The sequence below is a fragment of the Brevibacillus brevis genome, from assembly GCF_900637055.1.
Taxonomy (GTDB): Bacteria; Bacillota; Bacilli; order Brevibacillales; family Brevibacillaceae; genus Brevibacillus; species Brevibacillus brevis.
Genome location: NZ_LR134338.1, coordinates 4,409,881 through 4,425,646 on the forward strand (window position 1 = coordinate 4,409,881; position 15,766 = coordinate 4,425,646).

A 15,766-nucleotide genomic window follows, 5' to 3' on the forward strand; every position below is an offset into this window, starting at 1 on the left:
ATCCCATATCTATGGTAAACTTTTCTAGTACTACTACACAATAACAACTAAGTAAAAGTCCCAAGACGCTTAACTATTATTACATGAAGCGAGGTGCGAAAATGAACCGCATAATTTTGTTTTTACTACTTTTTTTGACTGGATGTTCTCAAATAACTGTTGAAGAGGACTTTAAAAATTACGCTCAAACCGTAACCGGATATCAACAAGAAATAGCAAACAAGATGAACGAACTTCAAAAGGAGAAAATTACTGATTTCCAACAGTTTTCGAAAGAACAATTCTTGCCGATTGTTAAGGAGTTTGTTGATAAAACCTCAACTTTGCAACCACAGACAAAAGAAGTAGCTGAAATTCACGAAAAGTATATTGAAGCAGTTGGATTGAACTACGATGTTCTTTCCTCCATTAGTAATTTAGATGGACAAACTACCGATACATCCAAACAAGAAGAATTGTTGAAAAAACTTGAGAAATCACAACAACTGGCTAGCGAATGGAAAAATTCTATGGACAATCTTTCTAAACAATATAATGTTGTGCTTCCCGACATTAACCTTGATGTAGGTAATGCAATTTTTCGCCTTCCGTAACACTTTTCACATTGTGTAAAAGCCATTATTTTCATATTTCATTGAGTCATCTCTAGAATCGGGAGGGAGCTAATGTCTACTGAAAAATACACCTGCCCTTGTTGTGGCTACAAAACTTTAGATGAAGAATCCCCAGGTACATATATCATCTGCAAGATATGTTTTTGGGAGGATGATCCTGTCCAATTTGATGACCCTGATTATGGTGGGGGGGCTAATATTCCCTCATTACGACAAGCGCAACAAAACTATGTGGAGTTTGGCTCTTGTGAAGAACGCTGTATACCCTTTGTTCGAAAGCCTACAGCTGCAGACTTGCGCGATCCTAATTGGAGCCCACTGAGCTTAACAAAATGATCGTTGTGTTAATCTTTATTTCGATTCGAGCAGCGACTTACGAATTTCTTTCGCCACTTTGTGGTCTTTCTCGTCCAGCGTAGCTGGGTTGGTTGAGCCCATATGTTGATACCATTCATGATCCGCATCTTCTCCATATTTGAGAGATTCATGTTTTTCTTCGCGTATGGTAAAATACCCCAAATGGTAGACTGACTGATTATGAGGGGGAAAAATCTATTAAGCTGTTTACGTAATCGACCAAACACATAGCCGCGAATGCATTAGATTTTCTATCTATCCAGCAAGAACCAAAACACCAATGTACTACTAATGAACGAAATAGTGAAATAATCCTGGAGGCCTTGCATGAATAAAATCCAACAAATAGCCCTAGTAATTGGTTTAATAATGTATCTTCTTACCCCGGTATTTTCCTATATGAAAGATGTTTCATCTATGACCGCCTATGAAAGAATCAAACCCCAAGAATCTCAATCTAACGCTCAAGAGTTTCTTACCCACATTCTAGAGAACATCCATGAAGGAAATTTAGGCGGTGATATCACTTTTCATCTAACAAAAGAAGAACTGCAATCAAAATTTGGTATAAAAGACGAAGACTATGTTTCAGTAAGATTGCATACCAGCTATTTCGACCGAAACGGGTATAGATATATACTTAATAAATATAAAGGAAAGGAACGTCTAACTGTCATACAAGCAAAATTTGAATCATTAACAAAAGAACAGATTTTTAATATTTTCGGTGAAAATACGTACGGGAATCATAAATATAGATATGAGATTTGGTATAAAGTTGGGGATTTTATGGTAATGTTTTCGAATACTGACCCAGATAATCGGAATGACTACAATAGCATCATGGTTTCACCACGTACTACTTTTAAAAATTGATTGTACTAAAATCAGCTTGAAGCATTTATCTCATGAGAAAATTTGTACTCTGCATTACTTCGTTCAAACCTCTTTTCTTCACTGCACATCATGTTAAGTTCCGAACTCGAATATGCTCATCTGGGCCGTTTCTCGCTTGATTCGCTCACCTGCTATCTGGATGTATGTCGAACCGATTTTAATCAAGATGTATTTCCGGCCAAGCTTCTTCGCCACCACACCTGTCGTTCCTGAGCCCCGAAAGGATCGAGTACGTTTCCTCCCTGCGAGCTACCAGCAAGGATACACGGCCAGATGAGCTTTTCGGGGAAGGTTGCAAAGTGAGCTTCTGGGAATGGCTGTGTAGCCACCGTCCATACACTCCGCTTGTTCCGCATGCCGTGAACTCGATTGGTTCCCGATCTGGACGGTGCTACTGCACTTCACCCGGCTTCGGAGATTCGTTCACAGCGCGAGCAAATGAATTTGCCCTCGAACGTCCTGTTCTGTGAATCGTACCGTGAGATCCCGGCTCTGTATCCCACCCTGCAGGAATCTTGAAGTTGCCACGTGTTTTCCTCTTGCCTCCTGTCTGGTTGTCAAACGTACTGCCTTCTGTGTAGGCACCGCCCCGAAATCCGTTTGCCCACTCGTCGTTGATCCTTGACACGTCCCAAGAGCAATTCCCAGCCACACTTACAAAAAGGTTATCCTGCTGTTGAGATAAGGAAATTTCAATTTCGCTGCCAGCCTCATCGTCAAACAAAAATCTGAATCCGTTTTCTGTTTCTGTAAGCTCTCTTTCCTTGATCAGATACTCAACATTCAGATGCCCCTTGATACTTTTAACAAACGACTCCTTGTCCTCAGCATTTACAGCCCATATGACCAACTTGTTTTCCATGTCTCTTTCCTCCCGTTTAACAAATCGTGTGTGTTTTGTAAAAAAACAACGAATGAAATTGCAACAATTTACCATCACTTTCGTCCTTATAGAGGAAACAGTATCAATATTTGAAGGGAGGTATTTCATTTTGAACAAAAAACTTTTTAAATCTGGAAACTTAATAGTTGTTCTGCCTCTCTTATTTGCACTTTTAATTCCTGCAAGTTTCTTACTTGACCCATCACCAGCCCAAGGAAATGAATTTGGATGGAACTTACAAGCCGGTTCTGCCAATGGAATTGTAGCCAAAACTCCAATTGATGTAGCGAGCAATTTGTTTTACAATGGTAGGCCGTTACGAAATGCACTTGTAAAAGTAACTTACTTTGACAATAACCAAAATGTGAGCATTGTAATGCAACCTTATGAGGATGGATATGAAGGGACAGTTTTCTTCCAAGAATCAGGAAAATATACCCTTCGATTTTCTGTAGAGAAAGGAAATATTATAGGCTCAGAAGATTGGGAAATTGATGTAAAAGAGTAATAATCAATTTCATCTCTTACCTTTCTCGATGAGAGGTGTTTTTTTCGTGAAATCACCCTGCCTGTCTCATTTATTATAATTACCGTTTTGTTAAGCGACCGTCTCTAACGCTGCCCTGCAAATCGCTTCTTGTGCTGTCTTTACGCAGACTTGAATATTTCGGTCATATGGATGAGTTTCAAATACTGCAAGGAACCTCATATCCTCTGGTGATCCTGGTGACTGCGGAAGTACGCCAATGAAAAGTTTCTCAGCAAGCAACCACGCATCGGCTATGTTTTGAAGTGGGTTCCATGTGTAAGGTGCTTCTTTTGACCAACTATCAGTTTGCTGATGATACTTGACCCAGTAAGGATTCACTCAAGATTTTTCCCTCCTCATCAGGGAGCATCGCCAAGATTTCATCATGCAGCCTTACAACATCCCACGAGCAGTTGCCCGATACATATACAGTGAGGAAATCCTGTTCCTGTGAAAAAGAGATTTCGATTTCCTGTTTATTTACCGATGCCCTGCCCATATGACCAATTTGTTTTCCATCGTACTTTCCTCCCTAACTATTTTGATAAATCATCGACACCTATCTCTTTCGTTTCAACTCTGGTCGACGAGCTGCCTACTGACCTTTTCCCCCTGATACTCCCTGTGTGTTATAATGAATTACAACTAAAAACTATGGGGTGTATTATTGAAGCGACAATTTTTGATGGTTGTAAGCGACGTAACCAAGCCACAAATTGATAGAGTAACGGCAGTAGTAAAAGAATTTAACGGATTCATTGACTTGATTTCAATTGAGTCTAAGTCTGATTGTGGTTATAGCCTGTACATCGATATCCAAAAAGGCGATGTTGCTTTGACAGTCAAAGATACACGTTCATTCTTGAAAAAATGGTTTAAGCCATTAAAAATTAAATGCGATTCGAATCCAAGAGACTTTTAATAAAAGTCTTTTTTTATTACACATCATGTTAAGTACCAAACTCGAAAATGTTCAGTCACGTAGACCCCAATATGGAGGACTGGTCACGCAGCAATGGAAGAACCTTTCCGATCAGATCCAGTTGCACCTGACAGCCTCCTTTCTTATCTCCCTGAGCAATTTGTAAATAAATAAATAAATTTCGTGATACATTTTTTGTAAATTACTATACATAGGTGAGTATTATGAAAAATACAACTTTGCAAAAAACAGGTTCAATTATAATTTGCTTGATTGGCCTATATTTATTGTTAACGAGTGTGGAAAATGGGTTGTTTGGTTTCCTCTATTTAGTTATTGGAATTTGGTGTGCTTTTACGTACTTTGGCAAAAATGAGGAGTGATTTAACATAATTGAGCTTGTGATAAATCAATTTTCCGCTGGGACTGAAGGATTCAGAATGTCATTTATATACTGCTGTCATTCTTCATCTGTATGGAAAATTTCAGTGTAGTCTGGATCATTTGATTTAAATTCCACTGGTTCAATGTAGAAAGTACATTCAAAACGTCTTTTAGTACCAATATTATTTGTATCTTGATTTCGTATATCGTCTCTTGTGCTGCACTGTACGTATCATCATTTTTATTTCTACACCCTCGGCAATTAGGGCATGTAACTTTGAATGGTTCAGGTAATGTAGTGGCCGTAATCTCCACTCTGCCATTACCTATACATACCGACAGCCCTCGACAGCCGAGGAGATTCAAGCTCCGTTCGATCCTATAACCTTCCACCATCGCCTTCTCTGCTTCTTTCTTTTATCCGAACCACCCTCTTGTTTTCTATTCACACAAAACATAAAAAAACTCTCCCTTCCGACCAAGTTGGACCAAGAGTTCAAACACTTCTCTTTCGCGATTCGTTAACAACCGCTTGGTTTGGTCGCTACCCTTCAATAGTAAAATCACGAAAAAACCGCTAACCACCGTCAGGAACCGCCCTCAACCACAAACCCATGATATTGCAGGTTTTCCAGACTGGAGATTGCTCGTTTTTCACCTCTCCCAACTTTCGCAACCGAGAGTCTTCAACACGTTAATAGTTTTGCTGTTCAATCCAACATTCACGTAATAGCACGCTTCTCCATCGGCTTCCCACCTTTACAAATCGATTGTTTTGTTAAGTGTGCTAGCTCAACTCTTTCACAATTGCAAAAAACAGTCCTTAGCTGATTTCAACGCTGTCAACACCGCCATAACAACCAAGCTCCAAATATTACTTTCGTTTCAACCGCCCCATAAAAGTTACTAAGACCTATGGCGATCCTCTTAGCACACCTCCATTTAAAGCGCGTTGCTCCTTTTCGCAATTGATAGGTTTTTACAATAATAATCATAGTTTTTTTGGTATAGTAAACAGATTTTCAATTTAGTAAAATAAGGTCGAAATAACCAATATTTCAAAATAATAGGAGGTTCAAAATGTTTACAAAAAACCCATCATCAACTCTTCGAATGAGCAAACGTAATTTTCTTTTAGCCGCTGCACTTTCTCTTCCTCTCCTTGCAGGTATTCCAACTGCTAGTTTTGCTCAAGAAGCAACACCGAAAAAAGAAATTGGTAAATCTATTACGATTAATGGGTATCAACTGGAAGTTGAGTCAAACAATAGGAGCTCCTCGGCGGACGAATTAAATAGTGGTAGATTAGGTAAATTATCTACTAGTGATGTAGTCGATTGGTATAAGTTCACACCAAACTCATCGGGATTGGTAACTGTCGAATTATCTGGGGTTCCGAATAGTATCCCCTATAGAGTTGGTGTGACTAAGGATCCGAGTCGTAGTGGCTTTCTAGATATCTCACCAACCACTGGCGCAAGTAGAACAGTTACTTTTCATGCTGAGGCTGGGACAACTTATTATTTTCATGTAGACTCCTACGATAATTACGATACTTCGGGCAATTACTACCTAATCAAGCCATTGTAAACAAGCAGTTAGAGAAAATCGCCATCGCAGGCGATTTTTTCTTTTTCATTAGGAAATCTCCCTGAAATGGACTTCTTCCATCACACTTCCAACCCCCTATATTCCAAGCAATTGTCGCAATCCGCGCATCGGTTACACTTCACTAGTTATGCCTAGACCTCCATTCCACTCAATTATCGATGTGTTACGTGCATTCAATCGAACCATCTGTTAAAATCGTTACAAAAAGGAAATTATTGGTGACCCAAATGAAAAACAGACCTCTTTGGTTCAATATCTTTTCAATAGTTGCCCTTTCAATTGCAATAGTGAACATTTCTACACATGTGCCTTTCTTAAAAATATTGACGATGCTTTGCCTTGCCGTTTTCATGGCTTCATTAGGAATATTTGAGTTGAAGAAAAACCGTAAGATGGCCTTTATTCTGTTTGGTGTGGCCGCTTTTCAAGTTTTCGCGTTGGCAGATATGATTTTTGTCCTCGCAACGAAGTAACTAGCATGTTTGATAACCTTGATCGTTTTTTACACATTTTGTAACCCCCTCGTCTTTTCACCGGGGAAGTTTGTTATGAAGAAGATGATGATTATCTTATCGCTGATTTTTGGACTACTACTGCTTCTCGGGATAGGAATATTAACCGTACTGTTTTTCAAAGCTGAGAGCGTACTGATTATCGATAAAATTGGCTGATTTTATTCGCCACACATTGTGATAAATCATTTATTTCTCCGGAAACATAGATTGCTTGAAAATTACGACCTGTGCATCACGCACACACAACTAGAATGAAAAAGGAAGGGCAAGCATACGATCTGAAGTGAAACTTTTCCAATCCTCCTTGCGTTAAATAAATGTGCAAACAAAAGTCAATTCTCGTAAGGAGACAAACAACAATGAACAAATCACAGAAACTGTTTATCGGAGTGGTATCAGGGGTACTCCTGTTCACTGCGGGAATGATGTCAAGCGGCTCCGCATTCGCTAAAAAAGCAACTGAAGCGATCACCGTGAACTTTTCTAATATCAAACTGATCGTAAATGGCAGTCCCATCGATACCAAGGCAGAGCCTTTCGTTTATAAAGGAAACGTGTATGCACCGGTCGCCACAATCGCGAATATGCTTGGCGTCGGTCAATCCTGGATGAACAGCGATCCCCTAACAAAAACCCCATCTGTTCGATTTGAAAGTTTGGACAGAGTTGAACAAAATGTTCAGTTTGAGGGAATGGCGGGTCACGCCAACTACGCGCTGGACTATGTGTACTATGCCGTGGCCGGTTCCAATAAGGTCGTCAATTCAGTCAACAAAAAAGAAATCCCGCTTCCTCAAAGTGCAGGAGGTACTCTATATCCAGTGACAAGAATGGTTCATACCAATCAGTTCCTCGCGGTCGAGTATGGAGAAAAAGAAGGCAAAACTCAGGTTTATGTTAACCTGTACCAGCTAGACAAAGGGAAAAACACAGTGAAAATGATCTTCTCCCAACAACTGGACGAAGGGACTAAAGGTACCACCTACCACTTCTCTTACAATGAGGCCGAAAAGAGCTTGACTGAAAAGATTTACACGAATCAAAAACTTGTTGGGGTGAAGTTTTACCAGATTTCCGGAAATCAATTTGTCAAACAGGAAGAACTGTAACCGAGAAATTGGTAACAAGAGAACCTTCTACAAGGTCTCTGATTGAAGCCCTCTTTCGGATCAAATGCCGGTAGAGGGCTTCATCTTGCCTAACACAACTCGCCGTACGGTCTCATGCCAGTCATTACCGCTTAAATAGATAGCACTCCAATACATGAACATAAAAAAACCCTCCCTTCCGACCAAGGGAAGAAAAGGGAGGCTGGGTGGACTGGGTTCAAATCTCTAGTTCACCAAGTCGAACGAGTTCGACTACTGCCTGAGATCGACCTTTGACACCTAATTTTTGCATGACATTACTAATGTGATTGCGCACAGTCTTTTCGCTGATGAAGAGTTGTCCGGCAATCTCTTTGGTTGTCTTATCTTGGACCAAGAGTTCAAACACTTCTCTTTCGCGATTCGTTAACAACGGCTTGGTTTGGTCGCTACCCTTCAATCGTGCCACCCCTCCTTGTGGGCTCTACAGGAACAAGGTTGAGGGATTACAGAGTCACCTTATCCTATGATGGGGGGTGGGTGATGGTGCCGGAATTTCAAGGATTTTAGGCTTTTGCCTTACATCCTATTCAGAAAATGGGCAATGGGTTCCGAACACCGCTGAGAAACCTCTTCGACATCCGCCGTGAATTTTTCCGTTCGAGACGACGATGGCCGCCAGTTGTCCCCCATTCAGATCGCGACGAGTTCGCCTCGCCTGATGAGATTGCCATCGGAACCCAAGGCCAACACCGCCCCCGACACTCCAGTCTATTCACCCGACACATATACTGCTCCCTATCCATTCCATTATTTTTAACCGGATCAACCAAAAATGCCCTTGATTCGTAAAAAATCAAGGACACCACAACTTAAATAAAAGGGGTACGACTATACGTTTGCTCGAACTTATCACGCAATCCCTTGGCCAACAAGCTAAACGATCCAATGGCGATCATGAATGCCCCCAGCGGTACGAGAAAAATCCACGTATAGTTACTGTAAATAAAGCCTCGATAGGACCCGAGCAGCCCTGCCCATTCGTGTGTAATGGAATGATACAGAACCGGGTCAAAAGTCATTTTCGTACCACCTACAAACAGGTCAAATATGCCGAGAAGCCCCATCAAGGTCATGACAGCGATCATTTCTGTCACCAAGATGATAATGAGCTGTTCCTTCAAATGTGGAAAGATGTGGCGAAAAACGATTTGATTCCGGCCAGCCCCCAGAGCAATGGCAGCCAAAACGTATTGGGATTCTTTAATTTGCTCGGTCATTTGACGCACAGAAGAGGCTACAGAAGGTGTTCCAAGGACAGAGACAAGCCCAATGAAAAGCAGAACGAGCGTGAACGTCGGCAGCTCGGAATTCACATTGATTCCTCGCAAAAGAAAATACACGGGGATAAACACAGGCATATAGCTCCATGCATTCTCAATAGCCATCCACCAACGCTGCTCTTTATCTTGAATGCCGATATTGAGTCCAATCCATGTACCAAGTAACACGCGAATGAATGCGATCACAAGCGTAATAAAAACAGTGTATGGCGCTCCATGAAGCAAGAGAGTCAGTAAATCATACCCCCATTTGTCCGTGCCGAGCAAATGTTCCTCTGACGGCGGTAAGGGTGGAGAGACCATGACTTGTTTACCGTTCACAACCTCCTGACGCATCTTCGCTTGATATTCCAGATCATAGGGAGCCAAGTAAGGCCCCGCCACAGCAATCATGATCAGAAGGAACACGAAAATACTGCCTAGCCATAAAGAAAAATGGAATCGTTTTTTCATCCAAAAACCTCACTTATCCCTCATGCTGAAAAGTAACCAGATGCTTAAATAAATGGGGTACGACTATAGGTCTGTTCGAATTTATCACGCAATCCTTTGGCCAATAGGCTAAAGGAACCGATTGCAAGCATATAAGCAGCAAGCGGGATCAGGAAAATCCAGGTGTAATTCGTGTAGACAAAGCTTCGGTAAGTCCCGAGCAGTCCTGCCCATTCATGTGTGATCGAGTGATACTCAACAGGGTCATAGTACATAGTCGTGCCGCCTACAAACAGACCAAAAATCCCGAGAAGCCCCATCAATGTCATGGTAGCGATCATCTCTGTCACCAGGACAATGACCAGATGCTCCTTCAAATGCGGCAGGATGTGGCGAAAGATAATCTGATCCCGCCCTGCCCCCAGCGAAGTCGCAGCTAAAACGTACTGGGATTCCTTGATTTGCTCCGTTTTTTGACGGATGGACGCAGCTACTGAAGGCGTCCCTAGCACAGCCACAACCACTACGAAAAACAACACGAGCGTAAACGTTGGCAATTCGGGATTGATATTGATTCCTTTCAATAAAAAATAGACAGGAATAAATATGGGCATGTACCCCCAGGCGTTCTCAATCGCAATCCACCAACGCTGCTGCTTGTCCAATATTCCGATATACAGTCCGATCCATGCTCCAATCAATAACCGCAATAACGCAATCACGAGCGTAATAAAAATGGTGTACGGTGCCCCATGGAGCAGTTTGGTAAGCAAATCATAGCCCCATTTATCCGTACCCAACAGATGCTCGCCTGACGGTGCCAAAGGAGGCGAAATGATCACTTGCTTCCCGTTCACCATCTCATTGCGCACTTTCACCTGGTAATCGATGTCATAGGGGGCCAAATAAGGTCCAGCTACACCGATCATCATTAGAAGTAATACCAAGATACAGCCTAGCCATAATGCCCAATTGAACCGTTTCCTCATACCATAACCTCACTCATTCCAAAAGAAGTCTGGGTTATTTATACACAACCGCACGTTCAATCACATACAGAATGAGACGAATCAATAAATAAACCAAAATGGATAGCAAAATAATCCCTAACAGTCCCATGACAGCAGCATTGAATTCGTAACCGCCATCTTTGCTGAAAATAAAGCGGGTCAATCCTACGACGTTTAACAAGTACTCGACAATAAACAAGTTGGCTACCGTAATGGCAATCGTCTTCTTTAAATCGGCAATGAGAAACGGCTTGATATTTTTATAGACGTGATGAATGAGAACATGCCAAATCCCCATCCCTTTGGCAAGTGCTGTTTTAATGTAGTCTTCGCCCCCGATTTGTGCATACTTCAGGCTGACTACCTTCATGAGGAAAATCGTTGGTCCAATTGACAGTAGCGTGATCGGAAACCAGGTACTCTCTGCGTCACTTACGGGTGACAGGGTGATAATTCGAATGTTCGTCAGCTTGTAAAACCCGACCGCACCCACAATCGAAACAACAATCAGAATAAAATCAGGAATCGTGGCAAGCAGATTCAAAACCTTTTGAAATTGACGTACAATCCGAAAGCGCTGCAATAGCAATCCAAAAATAATACTGGCAAGGACTGCGACACCAACACTTGCGAACAGTAGTTCAAAGGAGCTAATTGCAAATGGGAGGATATCCTCTGCGATGCTCCTTTCTGTTTGCCCTGAATAATAGGTTCCGAGGGAGCCTTCTGCAATCTGCTGAATCAGATATACCGTATGGACTACGATATTTCCCGGTTCGAACACGATTTCTTCCTTTTGCGTATAGAGCATGAACGGCCCACCGCAAACGACGATAACTAGGAAAAACATCCCAATTAATTGTTTTACATAGGACAATCTCTCATACCCCCTTACTATTTCCAACAATACACTATCTATTAAAAATCATCCAGACAATAGAAAATATTTTATTTTTTTAATCTATTCAAACAGAATGGAAATAAATAAAAAAGCGGCTGAGCAGGATAGCCTGTCAACCACTTCTCCATTCATGGGAACAGTTGATTGGAAAGATGATAGCTTATCGACTACTTCGCAGTAGAAGTAGCTACACGCAGCTGCTCATTTTTCATGAGAAGATTTTGAATCGAAGCAGTGAAAGGTTTTCTTACTCCGTCTTTCAAACGTGGGACCATTGGAATCATCCGATAGACCTCCTTTCTGACAATATCTTCTTAAGAATAGCATTTTTCCTTATTTAACGTCAATTACTGGCAACTCCCAGATAGGAAGCGAGTTGATTGATTTCGGCCATATAGATGTTTTCTTCTCCGTAATAGCCCTCCTGCTCCCCTGCAACCTGGGCAAATTTCGAATAGAGCCGGTTCAAATAAGCATGATCAGCATCAGCGCAAAAGGTCACCTGTTTCACTTGTGCATTTTCTTCTTGAACCTGTCTGATAAGGTGGCGAAAGCCTTTCAGAAATACCCTGCTCCTTCGATATTTTTCTTCAACGATGACTGAATGGATATAGCAGATTTCGCCCTCAGGGTCTGGTTGCTTTTCTGCTGTCAAGTATTGATAATGGCCCCATCCGACCAGTTTACCTTGCTCGTCTTCTATCAGGATCAAATGAGAATCCGGGAGAAACGTCAAAATATGAACAAGCGTGTCACTAAGGGAAAACATACGGCTAAATTCCAATCGATTGCGCATAAAAAATAGCGTGAATTGGGCAAAATCACTGTCACTGATACAGCTTCTAAATTGGACATGCATCCTTTGCACACTGCCTTTCTTTTTTTGATCGTTAACGTATCGGCTGTTGGACGTTGCAAGTCGAATCTGCTCCTCAGATTCAGCAGATGTTTGGGATACTTCTACCTTTCCGCGTGCGAGGAGGTGAAACTTCTCTGCTGCTTCTCCCATAGCCTTCTGTAATAGCCCCGCTTTTGCAACAATTGAAAGTGTGTCCCTTGCTCCACCAGTTCCCCCTGCTCCAACACAAATATTTGATCCATGTCCGTTATCGTCGACAAACGATGCGTCACCGTAATGACAGTCCGATCGCTGGAAAGCTTCGCAAAAGTCTTGTGAATAGAAGCCTCTGAAATGGGATCGAGAGCAGAAGTTGCTTCATCCAGAATGAGTAGAGAAGGATTGCGCAGAATCGCCCGAGCAATGGCAAGTCGCTGCCTTTGTCCCCCAGAGAGGTTGCTTCCCCCATCCAAAACAAGTGTTTCGTACTTGTCTGGTAGAGTCATGATAAAGTCATGGATCTCCGCTTGCTGTGCAGCCATCCTCAGCTCATCGTTGGTCGCATTGAGTTTGCCGAGCCGGATGTTTTCCGCTATTGTTCCGTGAAAAAGAAAGTGATCCTGAAAGACGACCCCTAGGTGGTTGCGGAAGGCTCCCCGATTACAATCATCGAGTTTTGTCCCGTTTATCTCGATATGACCAGAACTAGGTTGATAAAAGCCTAATAACAGCTGAACGATCGTGCTTTTTCCAGACCCACTGGAACCAACAATCGCAACTTTTGTCCGCGCGGGAATCTGCATGCTGACCTGCTTGATAGACAACTGATTTTCTTGATAGCCAAACGTAACATTATTTACGGACACTTCAGTCGTACGCAAATCGAGTAGTTCCTCTGCGGAATGGTCGACTTTTTCACTAGGTTCATTCAGCACCTTCTGGATTCGCTCCATACTGACTTGCGCATCTGTAATCAGCGGGAGCGTAAAGGTCAGATTAAACACTGCATTCCCCATCGACGTATACATGGTGAAAAAGGCGACAAGCGAACCGACAGAGATTCGCCCTGTGAGTGCCAGATAGGAACCGAAGCCAATGATCGTAAAGTTGATGAGGAGTAAGCATAGGGCAGGAATTCGTTCCAGATTCGCTGCCATCAAATTTTTGCGATAGTGGCTGACCAACAGCAATTGGAGTCTTTCATTGAATTTATCGATCATGACATCTTGCAGGTTGAAGCCCTTGATAACCATTTGCGCTTTCGTATTTTCTTGGACATCATTCGTCATAGCTGCGAGCTGTTCTTTGTATGCGGCATTGATTGTGTGGGCACGTCGACCAAGTAAATAAGGACCCGTAAAGATCAAGATTGCTCCCACCAAAATACATAGCGCCATCACCCATTCCAAGTAAAACAGCACCATCGTACTGATCGTTACGACTGCCAATGACTGAATACCCGTCGTGAAGAGAATGGCCATCGATCTGTCAATGACAGGCAAATCCACTGAAAAGTGAGAAACCAGTTCGCCCGAACGTGTTTTGTGGAAATAGCTGACCGGCAAGTGCTGCATATACGCAAACAATTTTTGCCGCAAATCATTTTGCACACGTGCGTTTAGTTTTGCCAGCACATAATCACTGATAATTCCCGCACTGATACAGATAAACCCGCTAATCGCCAAAACCATCATGATGACCGTGAAATCGTTCATATCTTTGGGAATAATCGCTTTGTCGATGATCATCTGGAAACTAAGAGGTGCCAAGGATAAAAAAAGCAGATCGAGTGCAAGCGTGAGGAAAAAAAGAAAACTCAGGAGCTTATAGGGGCGTATGTAGCCAAACAGATTTTTGATGACGAACAGCATCGTGACGTCTCCTTCTTGGATTAGAAAAATGGTTCATGTTGAAACCTGGCTGCATAGGATTGCCAAGCCAAAAATGATGCGCGATATTCATCCAATGGACCGTTTGCCGTTTCCACAGAAGCTACTCGTTCTGCAATCTTGGTAAACAATTTGCGTAAAGAGTCGTCCGAGGAAGTCCAGAATCGAAACTCCTTCACGTCCTCCTCCATATAGGCAATATACTCGGTTACATACTGAAGGGCATGCAAAAAAAGGCGACTGCTGCGATACTGTTCTAAAAAATAGACTACCTGAATTTGAACGATATGCTTGTCTTCGTACTGATTTTCACCTGTCCCGTAAATGTATGAAAAGGCACCGATCACTTCATCGTCATCGTTGAAGCAAAGAAATGCTTTTCCCTCCATGAAAACGGGACTCGCCAGAAAACTGAGCGCCACTGGAAAGGAATATGGCATCCGAAGCTGGTCGTAGTTTTCCAATAAAAAGGTCATGTATTTCTCATAATACATCTCAGCTGAACAGATCGAGAAGTAATGATCCATCTCTTTCCATCCCTCCTTTGAATGATGATGCGTGGCTAATGATCCTTCACAAAAAAGACGGCCAGCAGCCGCCTCTATCTTATCACAATAATTTGAATATCCAGTCTGCCCATGTCATGAAGATCGAGCGGTGCAGTCAATGCTGTCCCTGCCATGTCCTTCAAGTCATGCTGGTGTAAAAATAAGGGCGGGGTTATGTCTACAATAACTCCTCGATTGGACAAAAGCGTACTCGCATTCCCTGAAATCATGTTCCCCAACTCGGAAATGGCACTTTTTCCGAGTTCATCCATCTCTTGCACGGGATAGCCGCCCATCATGGCCGAGACAATACGCAAAGCCAATTCCTCTTGCAGACCGAAAAAGACCTCACCTTGTAATTGACCTGTCATTCCGATTCGAATCCATGTATGGCCTTCTACATGGCTCCATTCTCTTTCAGCTAACTCTCCACGCGAAATGTCGACATTGCATACTTGTTGAATCACGGACGAAGCTGATTCAAGAAATGGATCAAGGTACTGGACTATCATTTGCGTTCTCTTCCTTTCCCGGGCAATTCACTCTTAGAGGTTGTACTCGTATAGGACTATCATAATGTCGGTATTTGGCAGATGCAATAGGATTACGAAAACTTCATAGGCATAAGGTCACGAAAACAAGGTATGCCAGGAAAATAATCCTCTACTTTTGTCTCATGACGAATGGTATAGATAGCCATGCACGTTCGCAAGTCCAATATTTCTACACCGATCTCATGCTTACTCAATTGCCACATCGGAAGCTGGACGCGATCAAAGGCAAAAACAGTATCTCCAAACGCCAAGCATTCCTGGATACAGCGTACAGTATCGTAATGCTCATCGGCTTCAAGCAAATGAACTGGCTCTAAACCGAATTGTTCGATCAGATGAATGCGATCCCTCAATTGCTCTGCCCCACGCTTCCTCCTGGCGGTCCTTCTCGGTGATAGCACAGGGTACTCTCTCGTAACATATTCCCACTTGATCCCGTGGTAAAACATCG

At 42.4% G+C, this 15,766-nt stretch carries 19 protein-coding genes and 1 pseudogene; 8 read left to right on the forward strand and 12 right to left on the reverse strand.

Annotated elements, in window-relative coordinates; all coding sequences use genetic code 11:
- Window positions 1–101 precede the first annotated feature (101 nt).
- From EL268_RS21185 to EL268_RS21195, 3 genes are all read left to right on the forward strand, one after another.
- Complete coding sequence (locus EL268_RS21185; RefSeq protein WP_106655753.1) at window positions 102–593, forward strand: hypothetical protein; 492 nt, start codon at window positions 102–104, stop codon at window positions 591–593.
- 72 nt (window positions 594–665) lie between these two features.
- Window positions 666–950: a CPCC family cysteine-rich protein gene (locus tag EL268_RS21190; protein WP_106655752.1), complete on the forward strand. Its 285-nt coding sequence runs from the start codon at window positions 666–668 to the stop codon at window positions 948–950.
- A 348-nt stretch (window positions 951–1,298) separates the two neighbouring features.
- Window positions 1,299–1,847: a hypothetical protein gene (locus EL268_RS21195; protein WP_106655751.1), complete on the forward strand. Its 549-nt coding sequence runs from the start codon at window positions 1,299–1,301 to the stop codon at window positions 1,845–1,847.
- A gap of 93 nt (window positions 1,848–1,940) precedes the next feature.
- On the opposite strand, the pseudogene EL268_RS21200 reads toward EL268_RS21195, so the two are convergent.
- Together EL268_RS21200 and EL268_RS21205 are read right to left on the reverse strand one after the other, a co-directional pair.
- Window positions 1,941–2,224: pseudogene (locus tag EL268_RS21200) on the reverse strand (DNA methyltransferase).
- 35 nt (window positions 2,225–2,259) lie between these two features.
- Window positions 2,260–2,730 (reverse strand): hypothetical protein, encoded by a 471-nt coding sequence (locus EL268_RS21205; RefSeq protein WP_106655750.1) that lies wholly within the window; start codon window positions 2,728–2,730, stop codon window positions 2,260–2,262.
- Window positions 2,731–2,860: 130 nt separating this feature from the next.
- On the opposite strand from EL268_RS21205, the gene EL268_RS21210 reads away from it, so the two are divergent.
- The gene (locus tag EL268_RS21210) at window positions 2,861–3,259 is read left to right on the forward strand and encodes a hypothetical protein (protein WP_106655749.1); all 399 of its coding nucleotides are present in this window, start codon (window positions 2,861–2,863) and stop codon (window positions 3,257–3,259) included.
- A 90-nt stretch (window positions 3,260–3,349) separates the two neighbouring features.
- On the opposite strand, the gene EL268_RS21215 is transcribed toward EL268_RS21210, so the two are convergent.
- Window positions 3,350–3,619, reverse strand: coding sequence for a BC1872 family protein (locus tag EL268_RS21215; protein ID WP_164724502.1), 270 nt, complete (start codon window positions 3,617–3,619; stop codon window positions 3,350–3,352).
- A 328-nt stretch (window positions 3,620–3,947) separates the two neighbouring features.
- On the opposite strand from EL268_RS21215, the gene EL268_RS21220 reads away from it, so the two are divergent.
- From EL268_RS21220 to EL268_RS21240, 4 genes are all read left to right on the forward strand, one after another.
- Window positions 3,948–4,202, forward strand: a complete 255-nt coding sequence (locus EL268_RS21220) for a hypothetical protein (protein ID WP_106655748.1) — start codon at window positions 3,948–3,950, stop codon at window positions 4,200–4,202.
- A gap of 1,464 nt (window positions 4,203–5,666) precedes the next feature.
- Window positions 5,667–6,176, forward strand: coding sequence for a hypothetical protein (locus EL268_RS21230; RefSeq protein ID WP_106655746.1), 510 nt, complete (start codon window positions 5,667–5,669; stop codon window positions 6,174–6,176).
- Between the two features lie 248 nt (window positions 6,177–6,424).
- Entirely contained in the window at window positions 6,425–6,670 is a 246-nt protein-coding gene (locus EL268_RS21235) for a hypothetical protein (RefSeq protein ID WP_106655863.1), read from the forward strand.
- A 401-nt stretch (window positions 6,671–7,071) separates the two neighbouring features.
- On the forward strand, window positions 7,072–7,821 hold the full coding sequence (locus tag EL268_RS21240; protein ID WP_106655745.1) for a stalk domain-containing protein: 750 nt from the start codon (window positions 7,072–7,074) through the stop codon (window positions 7,819–7,821).
- 217 nt (window positions 7,822–8,038) lie between these two features.
- On the opposite strand, the gene EL268_RS21245 is transcribed toward EL268_RS21240, so the two are convergent.
- The 9 genes from EL268_RS21245 to EL268_RS21285 all read right to left on the reverse strand — a co-directional run bounded on the left by EL268_RS21245 (window position 8,039) and on the right by EL268_RS21285 (window position 15,764).
- On the reverse strand, window positions 8,039–8,260 hold the full coding sequence (locus EL268_RS21245; protein ID WP_003387736.1) for a helix-turn-helix domain-containing protein: 222 nt from the start codon (window positions 8,258–8,260) through the stop codon (window positions 8,039–8,041).
- 412 nt (window positions 8,261–8,672) lie between these two features.
- On the reverse strand, window positions 8,673–9,596 hold the full coding sequence (locus tag EL268_RS21250) for an ABC transporter permease (RefSeq protein WP_106655744.1): 924 nt from the start codon (window positions 9,594–9,596) through the stop codon (window positions 8,673–8,675).
- 44 nt (window positions 9,597–9,640) lie between these two features.
- Complete coding sequence (locus EL268_RS21255; RefSeq protein WP_106655743.1) at window positions 9,641–10,564, reverse strand: ABC transporter permease; 924 nt, start codon at window positions 10,562–10,564, stop codon at window positions 9,641–9,643.
- A 34-nt stretch (window positions 10,565–10,598) separates the two neighbouring features.
- A complete protein-coding gene (locus EL268_RS21260; RefSeq protein WP_106655742.1) occupies window positions 10,599–11,462 on the reverse strand; it encodes an ABC transporter permease subunit in 864 nt (287 codons plus the stop codon).
- 367 nt (window positions 11,463–11,829) lie between these two features.
- Window positions 11,830–12,495 (reverse strand): GNAT family N-acetyltransferase, encoded by a 666-nt coding sequence (locus EL268_RS21265; protein ID WP_232029986.1) that lies wholly within the window; start codon window positions 12,493–12,495, stop codon window positions 11,830–11,832.
- Window positions 12,447–14,195, reverse strand: a complete 1,749-nt coding sequence (locus tag EL268_RS21270; protein WP_106655741.1) for an ABC transporter ATP-binding protein — start codon at window positions 14,193–14,195, stop codon at window positions 12,447–12,449. Before EL268_RS21270 ends, EL268_RS21265 begins: the two co-directional genes overlap by 49 nt.
- Before the next feature lie 20 nt (window positions 14,196–14,215).
- Window positions 14,216–14,740, reverse strand: coding sequence for a hypothetical protein (locus EL268_RS21275; RefSeq protein ID WP_106655740.1), 525 nt, complete (start codon window positions 14,738–14,740; stop codon window positions 14,216–14,218).
- 74 nt (window positions 14,741–14,814) lie between these two features.
- Complete coding sequence (locus EL268_RS21280) at window positions 14,815–15,273, reverse strand: chemotaxis protein CheX (protein WP_056497752.1); 459 nt, start codon at window positions 15,271–15,273, stop codon at window positions 14,815–14,817.
- A 92-nt stretch (window positions 15,274–15,365) separates the two neighbouring features.
- The gene (locus tag EL268_RS21285) at window positions 15,366–15,764 is read right to left on the reverse strand and encodes a hypothetical protein (RefSeq protein ID WP_106655739.1); all 399 of its coding nucleotides are present in this window, start codon (window positions 15,762–15,764) and stop codon (window positions 15,366–15,368) included.
- Between the last annotated feature and the right edge of the window lie 2 nt (window positions 15,765–15,766).

Coding starts and splice junctions, on each gene's coding strand:
- EL268_RS21185 (WP_106655753.1), top strand. CDS start 102: ATGAACCGCATAATTTTGTTTTTACTACTTTTTTTGACTGGATGTTCT.
- EL268_RS21255 (WP_106655743.1), bottom strand. CDS start 10,564: ATGAGGAAACGGTTCAATTGGGCATTATGGCTAGGCTGTATCTTGGTA.
- EL268_RS21240 (WP_106655745.1), top strand. CDS start 7,072: ATGAACAAATCACAGAAACTGTTTATCGGAGTGGTATCAGGGGTACTC.
- EL268_RS21285 (WP_106655739.1), bottom strand. CDS start 15,764: ATGTTTTACCACGGGATCAAGTGGGAATATGTTACGAGAGAGTACCCT.
- EL268_RS21190 (WP_106655752.1), top strand. CDS start 666: ATGTCTACTGAAAAATACACCTGCCCTTGTTGTGGCTACAAAACTTTA.
- EL268_RS21270 (WP_106655741.1), bottom strand. CDS start 14,195: ATGCTGTTCGTCATCAAAAATCTGTTTGGCTACATACGCCCCTATAAG.
- EL268_RS21230 (WP_106655746.1), top strand. CDS start 5,667: ATGTTTACAAAAAACCCATCATCAACTCTTCGAATGAGCAAACGTAAT.
- EL268_RS21275 (WP_106655740.1), bottom strand. CDS start 14,740: ATGGATCATTACTTCTCGATCTGTTCAGCTGAGATGTATTATGAGAAA.
- EL268_RS21250 (WP_106655744.1), bottom strand. CDS start 9,596: ATGAAAAAACGATTCCATTTTTCTTTATGGCTAGGCAGTATTTTCGTG.
- EL268_RS21205 (WP_106655750.1), bottom strand. CDS start 2,730: ATGGAAAACAAGTTGGTCATATGGGCTGTAAATGCTGAGGACAAGGAG.
- EL268_RS21265 (WP_232029986.1), bottom strand. CDS start 12,495: ATGGGAGAAGCAGCAGAGAAGTTTCACCTCCTCGCACGCGGAAAGGTA.
- EL268_RS21280 (WP_056497752.1), bottom strand. CDS start 15,273: ATGATAGTCCAGTACCTTGATCCATTTCTTGAATCAGCTTCGTCCGTG.
- EL268_RS21235 (WP_106655863.1), top strand. CDS start 6,425: ATGAAAAACAGACCTCTTTGGTTCAATATCTTTTCAATAGTTGCCCTT.
- EL268_RS21195 (WP_106655751.1), top strand. CDS start 1,299: ATGAATAAAATCCAACAAATAGCCCTAGTAATTGGTTTAATAATGTAT.